The organism is Acinetobacter sp. YH01009 (genome assembly GCF_013420765.1).
GTDB lineage: Bacteria > Pseudomonadota > Gammaproteobacteria > Pseudomonadales > Moraxellaceae > Acinetobacter > Acinetobacter amyesii.
On record NZ_VOYE01000014.1, the window covers coordinates 88,391 to 105,053 of the forward strand.

Annotated in this window: 15 protein-coding genes and 1 pseudogene; 10 read left to right on the plus strand and 6 right to left on the minus strand. The window is 41.6% G+C overall.

The genetic code is table 11. The annotated features are described in order from the left end of the window. Positions 1-55 precede the first annotated feature (55 nt). Positions 56-1,405 (minus strand): MFS transporter, encoded by a 1,350-nt coding sequence (locus FTT76_RS13410; RefSeq protein WP_180009439.1) that lies wholly within the window; start codon positions 1,403-1,405, stop codon positions 56-58. A 446-nt stretch (positions 1,406-1,851) separates the two neighbouring features. Here FTT76_RS13410 and FTT76_RS13415 point away from each other — a divergent pair, with 446 nt between their 5' ends. Further along, positions 1,852-2,439 carry an ANTAR domain-containing response regulator gene (locus FTT76_RS13415; protein WP_078190882.1) on the plus strand — a complete coding sequence of 196 codons (588 nt, stop codon included), beginning with the start codon at positions 1,852-1,854 and terminating at the stop codon, positions 2,437-2,439. Between the two features lie 3 nt (positions 2,440-2,442). Next, positions 2,443-3,438, plus strand: coding sequence for an ABC transporter substrate-binding protein (locus FTT76_RS13420; protein ID WP_180190572.1), 996 nt, complete (start codon positions 2,443-2,445; stop codon positions 3,436-3,438). Between the two features lie 76 nt (positions 3,439-3,514). Here the strand turns inward: FTT76_RS13420 and catM are convergent, their stop codons facing one another. Next, positions 3,515-4,438, minus strand: coding sequence for a cis,cis-muconate-binding transcription regulator CatM (gene catM, locus FTT76_RS13425; protein ID WP_180190573.1), 924 nt, complete (start codon positions 4,436-4,438; stop codon positions 3,515-3,517). A 103-nt stretch (positions 4,439-4,541) separates the two neighbouring features. Here catM and FTT76_RS13430 point away from each other — a divergent pair, with 103 nt between their 5' ends. From FTT76_RS13430 to pcaD, 6 genes are all read left to right on the plus strand, one after another. Beyond that, positions 4,542-5,651, plus strand: a complete 1,110-nt coding sequence (locus FTT76_RS13430) for a muconate/chloromuconate family cycloisomerase (protein WP_180009436.1) — start codon at positions 4,542-4,544, stop codon at positions 5,649-5,651. A gap of 20 nt (positions 5,652-5,671) precedes the next feature. Beyond that, on the plus strand, positions 5,672-5,962 hold the full coding sequence (catC, locus tag FTT76_RS13435) for a muconolactone Delta-isomerase (protein ID WP_180009435.1): 291 nt from the start codon (positions 5,672-5,674) through the stop codon (positions 5,960-5,962). A 153-nt stretch (positions 5,963-6,115) separates the two neighbouring features. Next, the gene (locus FTT76_RS13440; protein ID WP_078193765.1) at positions 6,116-6,802 is read left to right on the plus strand and encodes a 3-oxoacid CoA-transferase subunit A; all 687 of its coding nucleotides are present in this window, start codon (positions 6,116-6,118) and stop codon (positions 6,800-6,802) included. Between the two features lie 19 nt (positions 6,803-6,821). Further along, positions 6,822-7,472: a 3-oxoacid CoA-transferase subunit B gene (locus tag FTT76_RS13445; RefSeq protein WP_180009434.1), complete on the plus strand. Its 651-nt coding sequence runs from the start codon at positions 6,822-6,824 to the stop codon at positions 7,470-7,472. Between the two features lie 125 nt (positions 7,473-7,597). Then, entirely contained in the window at positions 7,598-8,803 is a 1,206-nt protein-coding gene (pcaF, locus tag FTT76_RS13450; protein WP_180009433.1) for a 3-oxoadipyl-CoA thiolase, read from the plus strand. Positions 8,804-8,871: 68 nt separating this feature from the next. Beyond that, entirely contained in the window at positions 8,872-9,651 is a 780-nt protein-coding gene (gene pcaD, locus FTT76_RS13455) for a 3-oxoadipate enol-lactonase (RefSeq protein ID WP_180009432.1), read from the plus strand. Between the two features lie 638 nt (positions 9,652-10,289). Here pcaD and FTT76_RS13460 read toward each other — a convergent pair. The 3 genes from FTT76_RS13460 to FTT76_RS13470 form a co-directional block, all read right to left on the minus strand. Further along, the gene (locus FTT76_RS13460; protein ID WP_180009431.1) at positions 10,290-11,528 is read right to left on the minus strand and encodes a CaiB/BaiF CoA-transferase family protein; all 1,239 of its coding nucleotides are present in this window, start codon (positions 11,526-11,528) and stop codon (positions 10,290-10,292) included. 50 nt (positions 11,529-11,578) lie between these two features. Further along, complete coding sequence (locus FTT76_RS13465) at positions 11,579-13,006, minus strand: MFS transporter (protein WP_180009430.1); 1,428 nt, start codon at positions 13,004-13,006, stop codon at positions 11,579-11,581. 209 nt (positions 13,007-13,215) lie between these two features. Next, positions 13,216-14,436, minus strand: a complete 1,221-nt coding sequence (locus FTT76_RS13470; RefSeq protein ID WP_180009429.1) for an acyl-CoA dehydrogenase — start codon at positions 14,434-14,436, stop codon at positions 13,216-13,218. A gap of 246 nt (positions 14,437-14,682) precedes the next feature. Here FTT76_RS13470 and FTT76_RS13475 point away from each other — a divergent pair, with 246 nt between their 5' ends. Both FTT76_RS13475 and FTT76_RS13480 read left to right on the plus strand, forming a co-directional pair. Then, complete coding sequence (locus FTT76_RS13475; RefSeq protein WP_180009428.1) at positions 14,683-15,618, plus strand: LysR substrate-binding domain-containing protein; 936 nt, start codon at positions 14,683-14,685, stop codon at positions 15,616-15,618. 104 nt (positions 15,619-15,722) lie between these two features. Continuing rightward, complete coding sequence (locus tag FTT76_RS13480; protein WP_180004398.1) at positions 15,723-16,424, plus strand: NAD-dependent deacylase; 702 nt, start codon at positions 15,723-15,725, stop codon at positions 16,422-16,424. Between the two features lie 70 nt (positions 16,425-16,494). On the opposite strand, the pseudogene FTT76_RS13485 reads toward FTT76_RS13480, so the two are convergent. Continuing rightward, positions 16,495-16,663: pseudogene (locus tag FTT76_RS13485) on the minus strand (IS5/IS1182 family transposase); the annotation flags it as partial.

The following is a 16,663-nucleotide window of genomic DNA, read 5'->3' on the forward strand; positions in this document are numbered from 1 at the left end:
GCAAGATTTTTTTATTTGCCCCTAAATCGCGATGTTTAGAGGCAACTTTTCAGTATTAGTTTTGAGCTTCAGCTAAATTTCGTTCATTTACAGCTTGTTCAAATAGGCGCTGTTCTTTTTCTTTATGCTCTACAGAGAAGCGGATCATCAGCACACAGCTTGCAGCGATAACCACTAGACCGCCCAACACCATAAGCGTGGTTTGAATATCCAGCATGCCTTTAAGCAAGAAGCCTGCAGCCACTGCACCTACGTTACCGCCTGCACCGATAATGCCTGCAACACCGCCTAAAGCATCACGGTCAATGAATGGCACCAGCGCATAGGTAGCACCGCAAGCCATATGTGTGAAGAGCGCAAAGACTGTCATTGCAAGGATTGCAAGCACTGCAGTATTCATTTGTGAGAAGACAATCAGGAATAAGCCTTCTAGCAGAATCATGGCAAATAACACTTTGGTACGGCCATCTAAGCCTTTTTTAGTCGCTACTTTGTCCGAAACAATGCCGCCAAGCGCACGAGCAAACAATGCAAGCAAACCAAAGATACCTGCTGCCATACCCGCCTCTTTTAATCCAAAGCTGAAATGGTCGACGTAGTACATTGCTACAATGTTGTGAATAAAGATTTCAATACCGAAACAAGCTGCGTAAGCGCCAAATAGAATCCATACACGGTAATTGCGTGCTGCATGCATTAGAATTGCCAAGCCGCCTTTTTTGTCACTGCCAACACTGATGCCTTGTTCGCGAAGTTCTTTAAAGTTGCCTTGCGGACAGTCTTGTGTGAACTTCCAGTAAAGCGCACCAACAATCAGCATCATCACACCGGGTACAATCAGCGCAATACGCCAGCCCATCGCTTGCTCTACACCAAACATAACGAGTGCGCCAAGCAGTAAAGGCATAAGGGCTTGAGTTGCACCGCCGCCTGCATTGCCCCAACCTGCTGTTGCAGCATTGGCTGTACCCACAACATTAGGCGCAAACATAATGCTTGTATGGTATTGAGTGATGACGAAGCTTGCGCCAATCGCGCCGATCAGCAAGCGGAAGAAAAGAAAGGATTCATAGCTGCTCGCAGAAGCGACACCAAAGACTGGAATACTGCCGATGATTAATAAAGCTGTATAGGTTTTACGCGGGCCATATTTATCACATAAAGGACCAACGATCAGACGGACTAAAATCGTGATCGCAACAGCGGCAATATTAATATTGGCAATTTGATCTTTCGTGAGGTGAAATTCGCCAGCAATCACTGGCATCAACGGTGCACAGGCAAACCATGCAAAGAAGCAAACAAAGAATGCGAGCCAACTCATGTGGAAGGCCCGCATTGCTGCTGAAGAAAAATTAAATAGACTTATTTTTGTGGCTTTTTTGGCATTTAAATTTGAAGACATAACCTTCTCCTGACTGAACTGAACGCATGAATTACTCGGTTATGTCGCTAACACATAACAGAGTCGATCAGAACGGACGTCGTTGGCCGTCTAACAAATTTTTAGAGTCTTCTTTGACTCAATAAGTATTAAGCACGATACGTGCCAAGTTTTTATTTCAATCGTAAATTTCATCTCTATATTTAAGCATTGAGCGCCGATCTATCCGAAAATAAGCGAATTAAGGTAAATAGATAGTCAATATGCCTATAGAGATGCGGCTGAATGTTCAAACGTGGTTCAGCCCTGCACAAGATCAGTGCACGGAAATGGTTCAATTTTAAAATGTGCATATAACCAAGCTAAAATTTAGAAGCAGATTTATATTTTGTATTGTCTTAAAATTTGGCATTTAAATTGCTTAGAAAACTCAATACGTATTTGTTTGGCTCTGTCTGAGCGTTTGCATGCCAAAACTAAAAATAGCCCTAATTGATGATGATCAAGAACGCGCTGAATTTATTCAAGCCTCATTAATTCAACATGACTTTGATGTGGTCGCCAGTTTCATGATTGATCATTTAAATATGTCATATCTGCAAAATATTCAGGCAGATGTGATTTTATTGGATATGGATCATCCACATCGCGATGTCATTGAAAGCTGTGTCAGCCAATTTGACTTACCGACTGTTCTGTTCACTAAAAATTCGAGTCTTGAAATCATCCGAAGCGCGATTGATGCGGGTGTCACGGCATATATTGTCGATGGTATTGACCCTGCACGTTTGAATAGCATTTTAGAAATTTCGATTGAACAATATAAAAAGCATAAAAAACTGCTGAATGATTTGGCTGAAACCAAGTGCAAATTGGCCGATCGAAAAGATATTGAAAAAGCCAAAGTGCTTTTAATACAAATGCATGGTTTAACCGAAGATCAAGCATTTAATTTGCTGAGAAAAAATGCCATGAGTCACCGTATGACGATGGGTGAAATGGCGCGCCGACTGCTTGATGCGCAAGCGCTGTTACAGTCTCAATTTAAGGAATAAACCATGCAAAAGCTTGAAAAAACTGATATTCAATTGGGCTATATTCCTTTACTTGACTGTGTTGCTTTGCTCTGGGCAGAACATCAAGGGTATTTTAAGGAACAAGGGTTGAATGTCTCACTGACTCAAGAACCATCTTGGGCAAGTTTACGCGACCGTCTGGCTTTTGGTTTTTTAGATGCAGCACACTGTTTATCGGCCATGCTGCCTGCGTCTGTGACGGGCAAAGACCATCTCGGCATCCCCTTACAAACCTCACTAACGCTCAGTACCAATTGCGCTTATATTAGTCTGAGTCAAAAGCTCTACTATGAATTAAAGATCCATGCATTAGATCTACCAATTAATTCAGCAGAGAAAATCGTATCTGCGATAAAGCAGAATCAAAAGATTCAGTTGGCGCATGTTTTTCAGCATTCGATTCATCATTATATTTTAAGAGAATGGTTGGCACTTGCCGACACAGAACTCGCTCAAACGCAGACCTTTTCAACTCTACCACCGCCTTATATGGTGGAAGCAATATCAACGCAACGAATTGATGGATTCTGTGTCGGAGAGCCGTGGAATACGCAATCTGAAATACAAGGCTATAGTCGTATCATCGTCAATAGCCAAGATATTATTGAGCCTATACCAGATAAGGTTTTGGCTTTTACTCATGATTGGGCAGAAAAACATCCCAATACCTTAAAGGCGATCAATCTTGCCATCCAAAAAGCACAAAACGATCTACTTCAACAAACACATTTCTCAGAAATATTTTCTTTGTTAAAGCAATATCACATCATCCGTTTTGATTGTTCTGAGCAGATTCACGTCGAGGCTTTTCATCGGATCAAAAGCATCATTCAAAATTTTGGCAAGACCCAAGCGCCACAAACTTCAGACTTTGAATGGATGATTCAAAAAATGCAGCAATACGATCAATTAAATATTGAAGATGAAAAGGTTTTTGAAATAGCACAATCTTGTATTTATCAGGATGCTTTGGGCTAAATTTGTTGATGTTCCATAAGACTCTATCATTGAACAGCGGATCTTATGCAGCATTGATCATGAAACCTTAATTTAGTTATGCATCTGCATCGATAGCGCGTAAGTCGATATTTTCTTCAACGAAGACTTCACGAATGCAATCCAGTATCTTTGGAATGTAATTACTATGATCCATATTGCGTACCGACAAAGAGATTGGACTATAGGCTTCCAAATCTAAGATTGGGATGTACATCAAATTTTTCATGCCAATATCACTGGCACTTTCAGGAATCAAGGAAATGCCCTCTCCCGACGCCACTAAGCCCAAAGCCATATGAATTTCACGCACTTCGGTTAAAAGTTTAGGTACAAGTCCTAATTCGGTAAATATCGATTGAATGAGCGTGGAAAAATTCGGTTTCGGTGTCGTTGGATAGGCAAAAATGGGTTCATCTAAAATTTGAGAAAGATAAATGCCTTTGTCTTTAAATTCAGCCAAATGATGATTTTTATGAATAGCTAAACGTAGCGCTTCTTTTCTTAATAAAATACGTTTAATGGACGGATCAGTTAATCGAAGTCGTCCAAAACCAATATCAATTCGACCGGTTTTTAAGGCTTCAATCTGGTCGCGTGTGCCACATTCTATGAGTTCAACATGAATATCTGGGTTACGTTGTCGAAATAAATAAATAATTTGCGGCAATAATGCGTATAAAAGCGAACTGACATAACCAATGCGGACAGTTTTATCGACGGCATTAATTCGCTGTGCCATGGTTGTGGCCTGGGCGGTATGCGTCAATATTTGCACAGCATGCTCATAAAAAAACATACCTGCTTCTGTGGTTTTCACGGGTCTAGAACCACGCTCAAACAACGTAATCCCCAGCTCTTCTTCAAGTTTTTGAATTTGGCGGCTCAAAGGTGGCTGAGCAATACATAATTTTTCTGCTGCCTTGGTAATACTTTGCTCTTCAACCACGGTGACAAAGTAACGTAAGTGCCTTAATTCCATTTATATACCTTTTAAGTATCTAAAAATACCAAAATCGCTCTAGTTAAAGATATTACATTAAATTAGGGTATATAAATAGTTGGATAGATAAGAAATACGCAAGATGTATAAGTCGATTGAAACCCTGCTCGTGGAAATCCCAACAATCCGTCCGCACAAGATGGCTGTTGCAACCATGCAAACGCAAACCCTTGTTTTGATTAAAATCACCACCGAAGATGGTTATATCGGTTGGGGTGAAGCGACGACGATTGGCGGTCTAGGCTATGGTGAAGAAAGCCCTGAAAGCATTCGTACCAATATTGAAACTTATTTTAGTCCTTTACTGAAAACCCTCACTGGTTTGAATGTTGCTCAAACCATGCAAGCCATTAAACGTAATATTAACGGCAATCGCTTTGCTAAATGTGCCATTCAAACGGCGCTACTCGATATTTTGGCGCAGCGTTTAAATCTGCCTTTAAGCGAAGTATTGGGCGGGCGCTTACGTGACAGCTTACCTGTTCTTTGGGTACTTGCGTCTGGCAATACAGAAAAAGACATTGCCGAAGCACAAAAAATGATTGCGGCAAAACGACATAATATTTTCAAACTTAAAATCGGTTCACGCCCCGTTGAAGCTGATGTTGAGCATGTATTAGCCATAAAAAAAGCGTTAGGTTCGGACATTTCTATTCGTGTGGATGTCAACCGTGCATGGTCTGAACTAGATGCCATTAAAGGCATTCAATTGTTACAAGATGGTGGTGTTGATCTGATTGAGCAGCCTTGTGCGATCGATAACATTGACGCGATGCGCCGTTTAACTCGTCGTTTTGATATTGCCATTATGGCAGATGAATCACTGATGGGGCCGCAAACGGCATATCAACTTGCGCGGCAGAATTCTGCCTCTGTTTTTGCAGTCAAAGTTGCACAGTCTGGCGGTTTAATCGAAGGCTGTGAGGTTTCTAAAATCGCCAAACTTGCGGGTATCGATTTATATGGTGGAACCATGCTTGAAGGCCCTGTGGGCACTATTGCATCGGCACATGCATTTTCTACATTTGACAATTTAGCTTATGGCACAGAGCTTTTTGGTCCATTGCTGCTAACTGAAGAAATTTTAAAAACCCCACTTCAATATCAAGATTTCGAACTCAAGATTCCGACCACAGCGGGTTTAGGGATTGAAATTGATGAAAACAAAATTGATGACTTACGTCGCAAATAACATTTAGCTAGGAGTGAGAAATGCTTTTCCAAGTACGCATGGATGTCAATATTCCATTAGATATGCCAGTCGAAAAAGCCAATGAAATTAAAGCTGTAGAAAAGGCTTATTCACAAGATCTACAACGTCAAGGCAAATGGCGTCATATCTGGCGCATTACTGGTCAATATTCAAATATCAGTATTTTTGATGTTGAAAGCAATGAAGAGCTACACAACATTTTACAAGGATTGCCCCTTTACCCGTATATGAATATTGAAGTCATGGCTTTAAATCGTCATCCCTCTTCTATTCGTAGTGATGACAGCTGATGTGATTGGATTCCAATTGTGTAACACATGATTGAAATCCATTTATCTGCTTTTTAAGTTAGTAAACATTTGAAATAAAAGATTATCTGCCTTGTATAGCTGAAGTGGTTAGTCAGGTAAATAGTTTTATCGTTCTTGATGAAGGATCGTAGCATGATTGATAAAAGTACCGCTTCCTTAACAGAAGCACTGTCTCAAATTAAGGATGGATCAACCATTATGATCGGCGGCTTCGGTACGGCTGGTCAGCCTGCTGAACTGATTGATGGACTGATAGAACTTGGGATCAAAGACCTAATCATCGTCAATAACAATGCAGGTAATGGTGACTATGGACTGGCTAAATTACTCAAAGCTGGTGCTGTCCGTAAAATGATCTGTTCTTTCCCTCGCCAATCGGACTCTTGGGTGTTCGATGAATTATACCGTGCAGGAAAGATAGAACTTGAGCTTGTACCACAAGGTAACTTGGCTTGCCGTATTCAAGCGGCAGGTATGGGTCTGGGTCCAATTTATACACCAACAGGTTTCGGTACATTGTTGGCAGAAGGCAAACCTACCCTCAATTATGAAGGTAAAGATTTTGTTCTCGAAAATCCAATTAAGGCCGATTTTGCTTTAATCAAAGCACATCAGGGCGACCGCTGGGGGAACTTGGTTTACAACAAATCAGCGCGTAACTTTGGCCCCATTATGGCCATGGCGGCAGATGTGACAATTGCACAAGTTTCTGAAGTTGTTGAACTTGGTGCATTGGACCCAGAGCACATTATTACCCCTGGCATTTTTGTACAACATGTTGTGGCTGTTCAACCTGCACAGCTTGAGCAATCTGCATAAATCACGTGAGGAAAGAACCATGAGCTATACCAAATTAACCCGTGATCAAATTGCAGAACGTGTTGCACAAGATATTCCAGATGGCGCTTATGTCAATTTAGGCATTGGCTTACCCACCAAAATTTCAAATTATTTACCAACGGACAAAGATGTTTTTCTACATTCAGAAAATGGCCTTTTGGCTTTTGGTCCTCCTCCGGCTAAAGGCGAAGAAGACCCTGAATTAATTAATGCAGGAAAAGAGTTTGTCACTATGCAGACGGGTGGCTGCTTTTTTCACCATGGAGACTCTTTTGCCATGATGCGTGGCGGTCATTTAGATATTGCAGTACTAGGCGCTTTTCAGATTGCCCAAAATGGTGACTTAGCAAATTGGCATACTGGCGCGCCTGATGCGATTCCTGCTGTAGGTGGCGCAATGGATTTGGCTGTTGGGGCGAAAAAAGTCTTTATTACTACAGACCATGTGACCAAAAAAGGTGAACCGAAAATTGTCGCTGAATTGTCATACCCTGCGACAGGCCTGCAATGTGTCGATCGTATTTACACAGATCTGTGCGTCATTGATGTGACGGTTGAAGGTTTGAAAGTGATTGAAAAAGTCGAGGGCTTGAGCTTTGACGAATTACAGTCAATGACCGGTGCAAAGCTGATAGATACGACAGCATAAAGCAAAAAGTCCCTCCTTGATTAAAGGAGGGATTTAGGGAGGATTAATTTAAAAAATTAACTTCCTGTAAATCCCTCCCAACCTCCCGTTAAAAGGGAGGAGCTGAGTTTTTTAGGATTTATAAAATGAAAAATGCCTATATTATTGATGCAATCCGTACCCCTTTCGGTCGCTATGCGGGCGGTTTAGCAGCAGTACGTACCGATGACCTAGGTGCCTTACCTATCAAGGCACTGATGCAGCGAAATCCAAGTATTGCTTGGGAGTCTGTTGATGACGTGATTTACGGCTGTGCGAACCAAGCCGGTGAAGATAACCGTAATGTTGCACGAATGTCGTCGCTACTCGCAGGTGTACCTTTTCAAGTTCCTGCTACAACTGTGAACCGACTTTGTGGTTCATCACTTGATGCAATTGCGATGGCAGCCCGTGCAATTAAAGCAAATGAAGCAGACTTAATTATTGCTGGCGGTGTTGAAAGTATGTCCCGTGCGCCCTTTGTTATGGGTAAATCGGAAAGTGCTTATGGACGCAGCCAAAAGATTGAAGACACCACCATGGGCTGGCGTTTTATCAATCCAATACTCAAACAAATGTATGGCGTGGAAACCATGCCTCAAACCGCTGAAAATGTGGCAGAACAATTCAATATTAACCGTGCTGATCAAGATGCTTTTGCCTTAGAAAGTCAGCGCCGTACAGCCGCTGCACAGGCCAATGGTTTTTTTGAGAAAGAAATCATCCCTGTCGTCATTCCACAGCGTAAAGGCGACCCACTGATAGTCGATACAGATGAGCATCCACGTGCATCGACGACAGCAGAAGGCTTAGCAAAACTCAAACCTGTGGTGAAAGCAGATGGGACGGTAACTGCGGGCAATGCTTCAGGGATCAATGATGGTGCAGCTGCACTACTGATTGCTTCAGATAATGCTGTTAACAAATTTAAGTTAAAGCCACGGGCCAAAATTATTGCGGCAACGGTGGTGGGTGTTGAACCCAAAATCATGGGCTTTGGTCCTGCGCCTGCCATCAAAAAGCTATTAGCTCAAACAGGTCTAAGCCTTGAACAAATGGATGTGATCGAGCTGAATGAAGCTTTTGCGGCTCAAGCCTTAGCGGTTACCCGTGAACTAGGTTTAGAAGATGGCGCTAAACATGTCAATCCAAACGGTGGCGCTATTGCTTTGGGGCATCCTTTAGGTGCATCTGGAGCCCGTTTAGTGACGACTGCGTTAAATCAACTTGAGGCAATTTCAGGTCAATATGCCCTCTGTTCGATGTGCATTGGTGTCGGTCAAGGCATCGCTTTGATTATTGAACGTGTTTAATCCTCAATAAAAGTCCTCCTTCTCATAGGGGGATTTAGGGGGGATTTTTAAAATTAAGGATTCAAAACATGCCTACATTCATATCCAATGATGCAACGATTAATTACGCAACTTTTGGTGATACCAACAAACCTACGATTGTGTTTTCTAATTCTTTAGGCACAAAGTTCAACATGTGGCAGCCTCAGATAGAGGCGCTGCAGCAGGATTATTTTGTCATTTGTTATGATACACGTGGTCATGGTGCATCTTCTGCCCCTCAAGGGCCTTATAGCCTTGATCAATTGGGTACAGATGTCATCCATTTATTGGATCATTTAAATATTCAACAGGCCTCATTTTGTGGAATATCGATGGGTGGTTTAACAGGTCAATGGCTTGCAATACATCATCCTGAACGCTTTAACCATGTCATTGTATGCAATACCGCTGCAAAAATTGGGCAAGAATCAGCTTGGAATGAACGTGCGCAATTAGTCCGTCAACAAGGTCTGGAACCAATTGCAGAAACGGCAGCATCACGATGGTTTACAGAACCCTTTATCCAAAGTAACACAGCAACTGTACAATCTTTGAGTAACGACCTCGGAGCTGGCAGCCCAGAAGGTTATGCAAGTTGTTGTGAAGCTTTGGCTAAAGCGGATTTGCGCAATGAAATCTCGTCTATTCGCATACCGGTATTGATTATTGCAGGTCAACAAGACCCTGTAACTACAGTTGTAGATGGTCAATTCATGCAAGAACGCATCGCAAATAGCCAATTATTTGAAATTAATGCATCGCATATTTCAAACATTGAACAGCCTGATGCATTTAATCAGGCTTTGCAGAATTTTATACAGCAATAATAAGCAGCTGAACAAATTCAATGTAATGTTATTAAAATAGAGCCTTGCCATTGTGCAGGGCTTTATTTCGTTTGAAGGCTTTGATTTAATGTCCGTTCTTAAAATAAATGGACAATTAGAAGAATGATTCATCTATATAAAAAACGGATCAATATTGCTTTCTAGTTTAATCATTGGCTTTAGTTCTACGATTTCTAATGCAGATGTTACAACTCAGCGTATTAAGGATATAAAGACTTATACTCTCGCCAATGGAGGTGGTATCGAGATCTTTCTGTGCAATTACTAGATATCAAAAATTGGTATATAAATGATTATTGCGTGCAGCATTGCGGAAATTGGGTTGTGTATAATCCAGAATTTGAAAGTTATAGCTTAAAGAAAAAATATCAAGGCACAAAAGTATGGACATCTCTTTCATACGAAAAAAAAAGACCGTATTGCAGGCCCAAGCTTTGGTTAAAAATTATACTTCATCAAGAAGGTTAATATTAAAAATATTCCATAGATGAATATCCAAATTGAAAAAAGACCGAAGTATTGGAGTCCTTCGGTCTAAACTTTTAACTTCACTCATTCCTCATAGGTGTTTACGACCAGATATTGACGAATAGTTTGAAGAATAATCTCTGGGAATTTTAAGCTGCAGGATGATTGAGTTGATCAATGATGCCTTGTGCAGCCAATTCATTTAATTCAGCTTCAGTTTTAAATTGGGACAAAATTTCGATTGTGTGCTGCCCTAACTGTGGTGGTGCATGACGGTATTCTACAGGCGTATCAGATAATTTCATCGGTGATCCAATCACTTTAAAATCATGATTTAAAGCATGTGGAATATTCACAACCATTTGACGATGTTGAATTTGCGGTTCATTTAATGCATCTTCTACAGAGTTGATTACACCCACTGGCACTTTTACCGCATGAATCGCATCGACCCAAACTTGAGCATCTTGAGTCAGAAAATAAGCACTCAATAATGGAATTAATTCTTCACGGTGCTTCACTCGATCTTGATTACGTAAATAGTTCGGCTGATCTAGCAGTTCTTTATAGCCAATCGCAATACACAAATCTTTAAATTGTTTGTCGTTACCACAGGCAATAATAAATTCTTTATCTTTGGCTTTAAAAGTTTGATACGGCACAATATTCGGGTGATTATTTCCCATACGCTTGGGTGCTTTACCTGAGGTCAAATAGTTCATACCTTGATTGGCTAAAGCTGCCACCTGTACATCGAGTAATGACATATCGATATATTGACCGCGTCCAGTATGCTGTCGCGCCAACAATGCCGCCTGAATGGCAATCGTTGAGTACAGTCCGGTCTGAATATCGACCACAGCGACCCCCACCTTTTGTGCTCCGCCACCGATTACATCATCAGATTCACCAGTAATACTCATCAGACCTGACATGCCTTGAATAATAAAGTCATAGCCCGGTTCTTCCGCACGTGGACCATCCTGACCAAAACCTGTAATTGAGCAATATACGATATTGGGATTTAGTGCACTGAGCGATGCATAATCCAAACCATATTTTGCAAGTGAACCTGCTTTGTAGTTTTCAATCACGACATCTGCAGTTTGGGCAATTTCACGGACTAGGGTTTGCCCTTCTTCACTAGCAATATCAATGGCTACAGAATATTTATTGCGGTTCGCACATTGGTAATAGCCTGATTCTTTCGTCGCTTGACCTTGCTGATTTGGCATCCAAGGTGGTCCCCACATACGGGTATCATCCCCGACTTTAGGACGCTCAATTTTGATTACCTCTGCACCTAAATCAGCCAATATTTGACCGCACCAAGGACCTGCCAAAACACGGCTTAAGTCCAATACACGAATTCCTTTTAATGCACCCATAGTTCACTCCAGATGTGCCATAGTATTGAGCTATGGCACAGATCTTTTAATTATTTTACTGTTGCAGTTTTTGCAGACGCTTTTTGCTCTGCATCAGCTACATGTATATCTAAACTGGCCAGTTTTTCTTTTTCCGCATCTGAAGAAAGTGATGCTTGCTGGGGATCATATTGACGTTCACGAATGAACAAGCCCGGAATAACACCTGCAATAAAGTACGCAGTACCCATTACAATAAAGGCCATGGTGAACGATCCGCCAGCAGCAATCATACCAATGGTTGCTGGTGCTATGGCTGCGCCCAAACGTCCCATATTGTAAGCACCGCCAATAGCCGTACCACGTACATCCGTAGAGAAACTTTCTGCCATATACGTTGCATTTACACCGTATGGAATACCGTATAAGAAACCGAAAGTTACGAGTAAATAGGCGATGTTGGTTGGTGTGTTATAGAAAATGATGATCGGTAAGAATGCTGCCGTAGCTACCGTACCAAACACAAAGGTAATACGACGTCCGAACTTGTCAGCGGCATAGCCTGCTAAAATTTTACCCAGAATCATGGCGGTATATGCGCCTACCATATAGCCTGTCATGGCTTTAAAGTTCATGCTGAGTTCGGTTTCTAGATACGTTGGCATCCAGTTGTTAACACCGTAATAACCGAATTGTAGAAATGCAGCGGTCGACATCCAAAAGAAGAACATTTTGCGATGATTGGTATGTCCAAAAATACGTTTATAAATGCTTTCAGAAGGTGCATTTTGATTGACTGCAGCTTGCTGCTGTACAGGTTCAAGTTTTAATTCACGGCGTTTTAGCTGCTCAATTTTTGCTTCCTGCCAAGATTTTGGTTCAGGAACAAAACGCATAAAGATAAGGGCAAAAGCAGCAGGAATAATCGTGACATAAAATAGCATGCGCCAGCCGTGATCTGGAATAATGGCACCCGCCATCAGCGTTGCAACGATATACCCCACGGTTTGACCCGTTTGCAAAGTCCCAAGTACCGTTGTGCGGTATTTGGTTGGTACATATTCTGCCATGAGCGTATTACACGCCATATAAAGTGAACCCAAACCAAAAGCGCCAATAAAACGTAAAATTAAAAATTGTTCATAGCTTTGGGTAAAGCCTAAAATACAGGTCATGATTGAGAAAAATACTACTGACCAAGCAATAGTTTTCACACGACCAAATTTATCGCACGCCCATCCACCAGAAATACCACCTAGCGCCATCCCTGCTAAAGAAGAGCTACCAAGCATTCCTGCTTGAAATGTACTTAAACCAAACTCAGCCTTTAAACTGGTGAGGCTGAATGACAGCAACATAATGTCTACACCATCAATCACCAATGAAATAAAGGCAAAAATAAAGGCCATTTTCCAAGTGTTGCTGGTAATACGATGCATCGTGCCCACGTTAGAAGGCAATTTGAGCGTTCCTGCTCCGTTTTGCATTTCGTTATTCATTTCCTTGTTCCTCATTTTCCCAAATGAGTCATCGGCATTCCTATGTCTGCACATTTGCCTTTTTTATTCTTTTTATTTCATCACTGCTCAGGCTATTGCACAGAGTTACAAGAGTGTTTCACGATGAATCCTTTATTGATTAAGTTTATTTTTGCATAAAAAGTCTCTAAGGCACTCTATGTAGAGCACCTTATTAATATTGAATTCAATTAGTTACCAAAAGCCGCGATGCCTGTTTGCGCACGACCTAGAATCAGTGCATGTACATCATGTGTGCCTTCATAAGTGTTGACGACTTCGAGGTTGACCAAATGGCGGGCAACACCAAACTCATCAGAAATGCCATTTCCACCCATCATGTCACGCGCTACACGGGCAATATCTAAAGCCTTGCCACAGTTATTACGTTTAATCAGTGATGTGCCTTCTACAGCAGCTAAACCTTCGTCTTTCATACGTCCAAAGCGAAGCGCAACTTGTAGACCCAAGGCAATCTCAGTTTGCATATCCGCCAGTTTCTTTTGAATCAGCTGATTCGCAGCTAAAGGTCGGCCAAACTGTTTACGGTCCATGGTGTATTGATGTGCTGTATGCCAGCAGAACTCAGCAGCACCCATTGCGCCCCAAGCGATACCATAACGTGCACTGTTTAGACAGGTAAATGGACCTTTTAAACCACGTACTTCTGGAAAAGCGTTCTCTTCAGGGACAAAGACATTGTCCATGACAATTTCACCAGTAATCGAGGCGCGTAAGCCAACTTTACCGTGAATCGCTGGTGCTGATAGCCCTTCCCAGCCTTTTTCCAAAATAAAACCACGAATGTCACCCACATTGCCTTCAGCCGAAACCTCTTTCGCCCAAACTACAAAAACATCGGCAATTGGGCTGTTGGTAATCCACATTTTTGCGCCCGTTAGACGGTAACCACCATCCACTTTTTTTGCACGAGTAATCATGCTACCCGGGTCAGAGCCATGATCAGGCTCAGTCAGGCCGAAACAGCCAATGTACTCGCCTGTTGCCAACTTTGGCAGGTATTTCTGTTTTTGCTCTTCAGAGCCAAATTCATTAATTGGCACCATCACCAAAGAACTTTGCACGCTGGCCATAGAGCGGTAGCCAGAATCTACATATTCAATTTCACGTGCAACTAATCCATAGCTAACATAGTTTAGACCTGCGCCGCCGTATTGCACTGGAATCGTTGGGCCAAGTAAGCCAAGTTCGCCCATTTCTCGGAAAATAGATGCATCGGTTTTTTCATGGCGAAATTGTTCGAGTACACGTGGCTGTAAACGCTCTTGGCAGTAAGCATGTGCAGTATCACGGATCATGCGTTCTTCTTCAGTTAATTGCTGTTCCAAAAGAAACGGGTCTTGCCAGTTAAATTGTACTTTTGCTTTTTTTACATTGACCATTTGATTCATCGCATCCTCTGCTTTTTCAAGTTTTCGTTGTTTTATTCGATGCTATGTGTGAAAAGTGATTCATTCAAACGATTAATTTGCATGTAGATATGCGCCTTTCGCATACCTAAGCTTGGCTCACAGCGTGTTAAGCACTTTAGCCACCGATTTGAACTGCGGATTGCTTTATTTATAGACTATAGTGGTATATGAAAATCATTCTTATATGCCATTTTGTGATACCTATCGATAAAAAGGACTTTATCTATGCGGCGCAATATTCCGTCATTGCAAAGCTTAATCTGCTTTGAATCTGCTGCGAAACACGCAAGTTATACGCATGCTTCTCAAGAGTTATTTATTACGCAAAGTGCCGTGTCGCGCCAAATTCAACAGCTTGAAGAATATTTAGGGGTCATGCTATTTAGCCGTACACGTCACGGTGTAGACCTCACAGAAGCTGGCAAGCAATATGCAAAAAGTATTAAACCATTTTTGCAAGGCATCGAAAAAAGCACTTCAGATATCATGACGCACAAAGGATTGGGCGGTACTTTAAAGCTTGGTGTTGTGCCAACCTTTGCCACACGTTGGCTGTTGCCAAAATTACATAAATTAAATGCGCAGCATCCTGAAATTACCGTGCATTTAGAAACCAGTACCAAACCTTTTTTGTTTAATGAAAATGTCTTTGACGCGGCGATTTTTGCAGGAACTCAGCAGCAAATTGAGCATTGGCCGGGCATTCAAGCGCATTATTTAATGGATGAAGAAGTGGTTCCCGTTTGTTCCCCCAAATTGATTAAAAGCAACTTTCCCCATGCGGAAATGACCGGTGATCACAGTTTTAATTTAAGCGATGAAGAATTGCTTCAATTGCCCTTATTACAGCAAACCACCCGTCCAAGTATTTGGCAAGAATGGTTTCAAGCCCATCAGCTTCAGCATCCCAAACCATTTGATGGTCAGCGACATGAATTATTTTCCATGCTTTCTGTGGCAGCCAGTCATGGCATGGGTATGGCACTTATTCCACAAATGCTGATTGAAGCTGAACTGAGAAAAAAAGAATTGGTGATTGCATCAAATAAAAAACTGCACGGTAGCCGAAAATATTATTTAGTCCACTCGAGCCAAGACAGCTCACCACAAATACAAAAATTTGTCGATTGGGTGCTACAAGAATTGCATCAACTAAGTTGAAGTAATCGCTATATTTTGAGTACAGTAAATTCGCTGAATCATCCATTCAATACATGCAACCGTACGCATTGGACTCATCAATTAAAATATAAGGCTAAATATCTATGCAAAAAATTGTGGTGTTTTCAGGTGCTGGCATGAGCGCAGAAAGCGGCATCAATACCTTCCGTGACAGTGATGGTCTTTGGGAACAGCATCGTATTGAAGATGTGGCCACACCTGAAGCTTGGGCACGCGATCCCGCTTTAGTACAGCGTTTTTATAATGAACGCCGTAAACATATTTTAGCCGCAGAGCCAAATGCAGCGCATAAATTAATTGCTGAACTCGATGATTTTTTTGATGTACAAGTCATTACTCAAAATATTGATGATCTACATGAACGTGCAGGCAGTCAAAATGTACTACATCTGCATGGAAATATTCGTTACGCAAAAAGCTCTGGCCCTCAGGCGCAATATACGCAGGAATTGTTTCCCATTGAAGGTGCAGATTTAAACTTAGACACCGACAAATGCCCTGAGGGATATCCTTTACGGCCACATGTGGTCTGGTTTGGCGAAGCAGTTCCTGCCTATGAAGATGCCAGTGTGAGTGTGCAAACGGCAGATATTTTTATTGTGATTGGCACGAGTCTGGCTGTCTATCCTGTGGCTAGATTGATTCACGAAATCCCTGCCAACTGCCGTGCATTTTATATCGATCCGAAAGCAGATTATCAACGTGTACCTGAGCAATATCAATTGATTAAAGCAGGCGCCAGTGAAGGCATGAAAATGCTTTTTCAGCAATTGATTGCGCCATAAAAGCACATTTTAGCATCAGTATTGATCAAAAAAACTAGGGTGTGTTGACATTTACAGCCGATAAATTGAGCTAAAGAGGCAACCATATAAATATACAAGCTAAAGCAACAGTGCTTTGATAGTTACGTTTTAGCTTATCGTATCTTGTGGCAATTCCTCTAAATTGTTTTAATCTACAAAATGCATTTTCAACTAAATGTCTGATTTTATACATATACCAGTCCATATCATCATTGCTA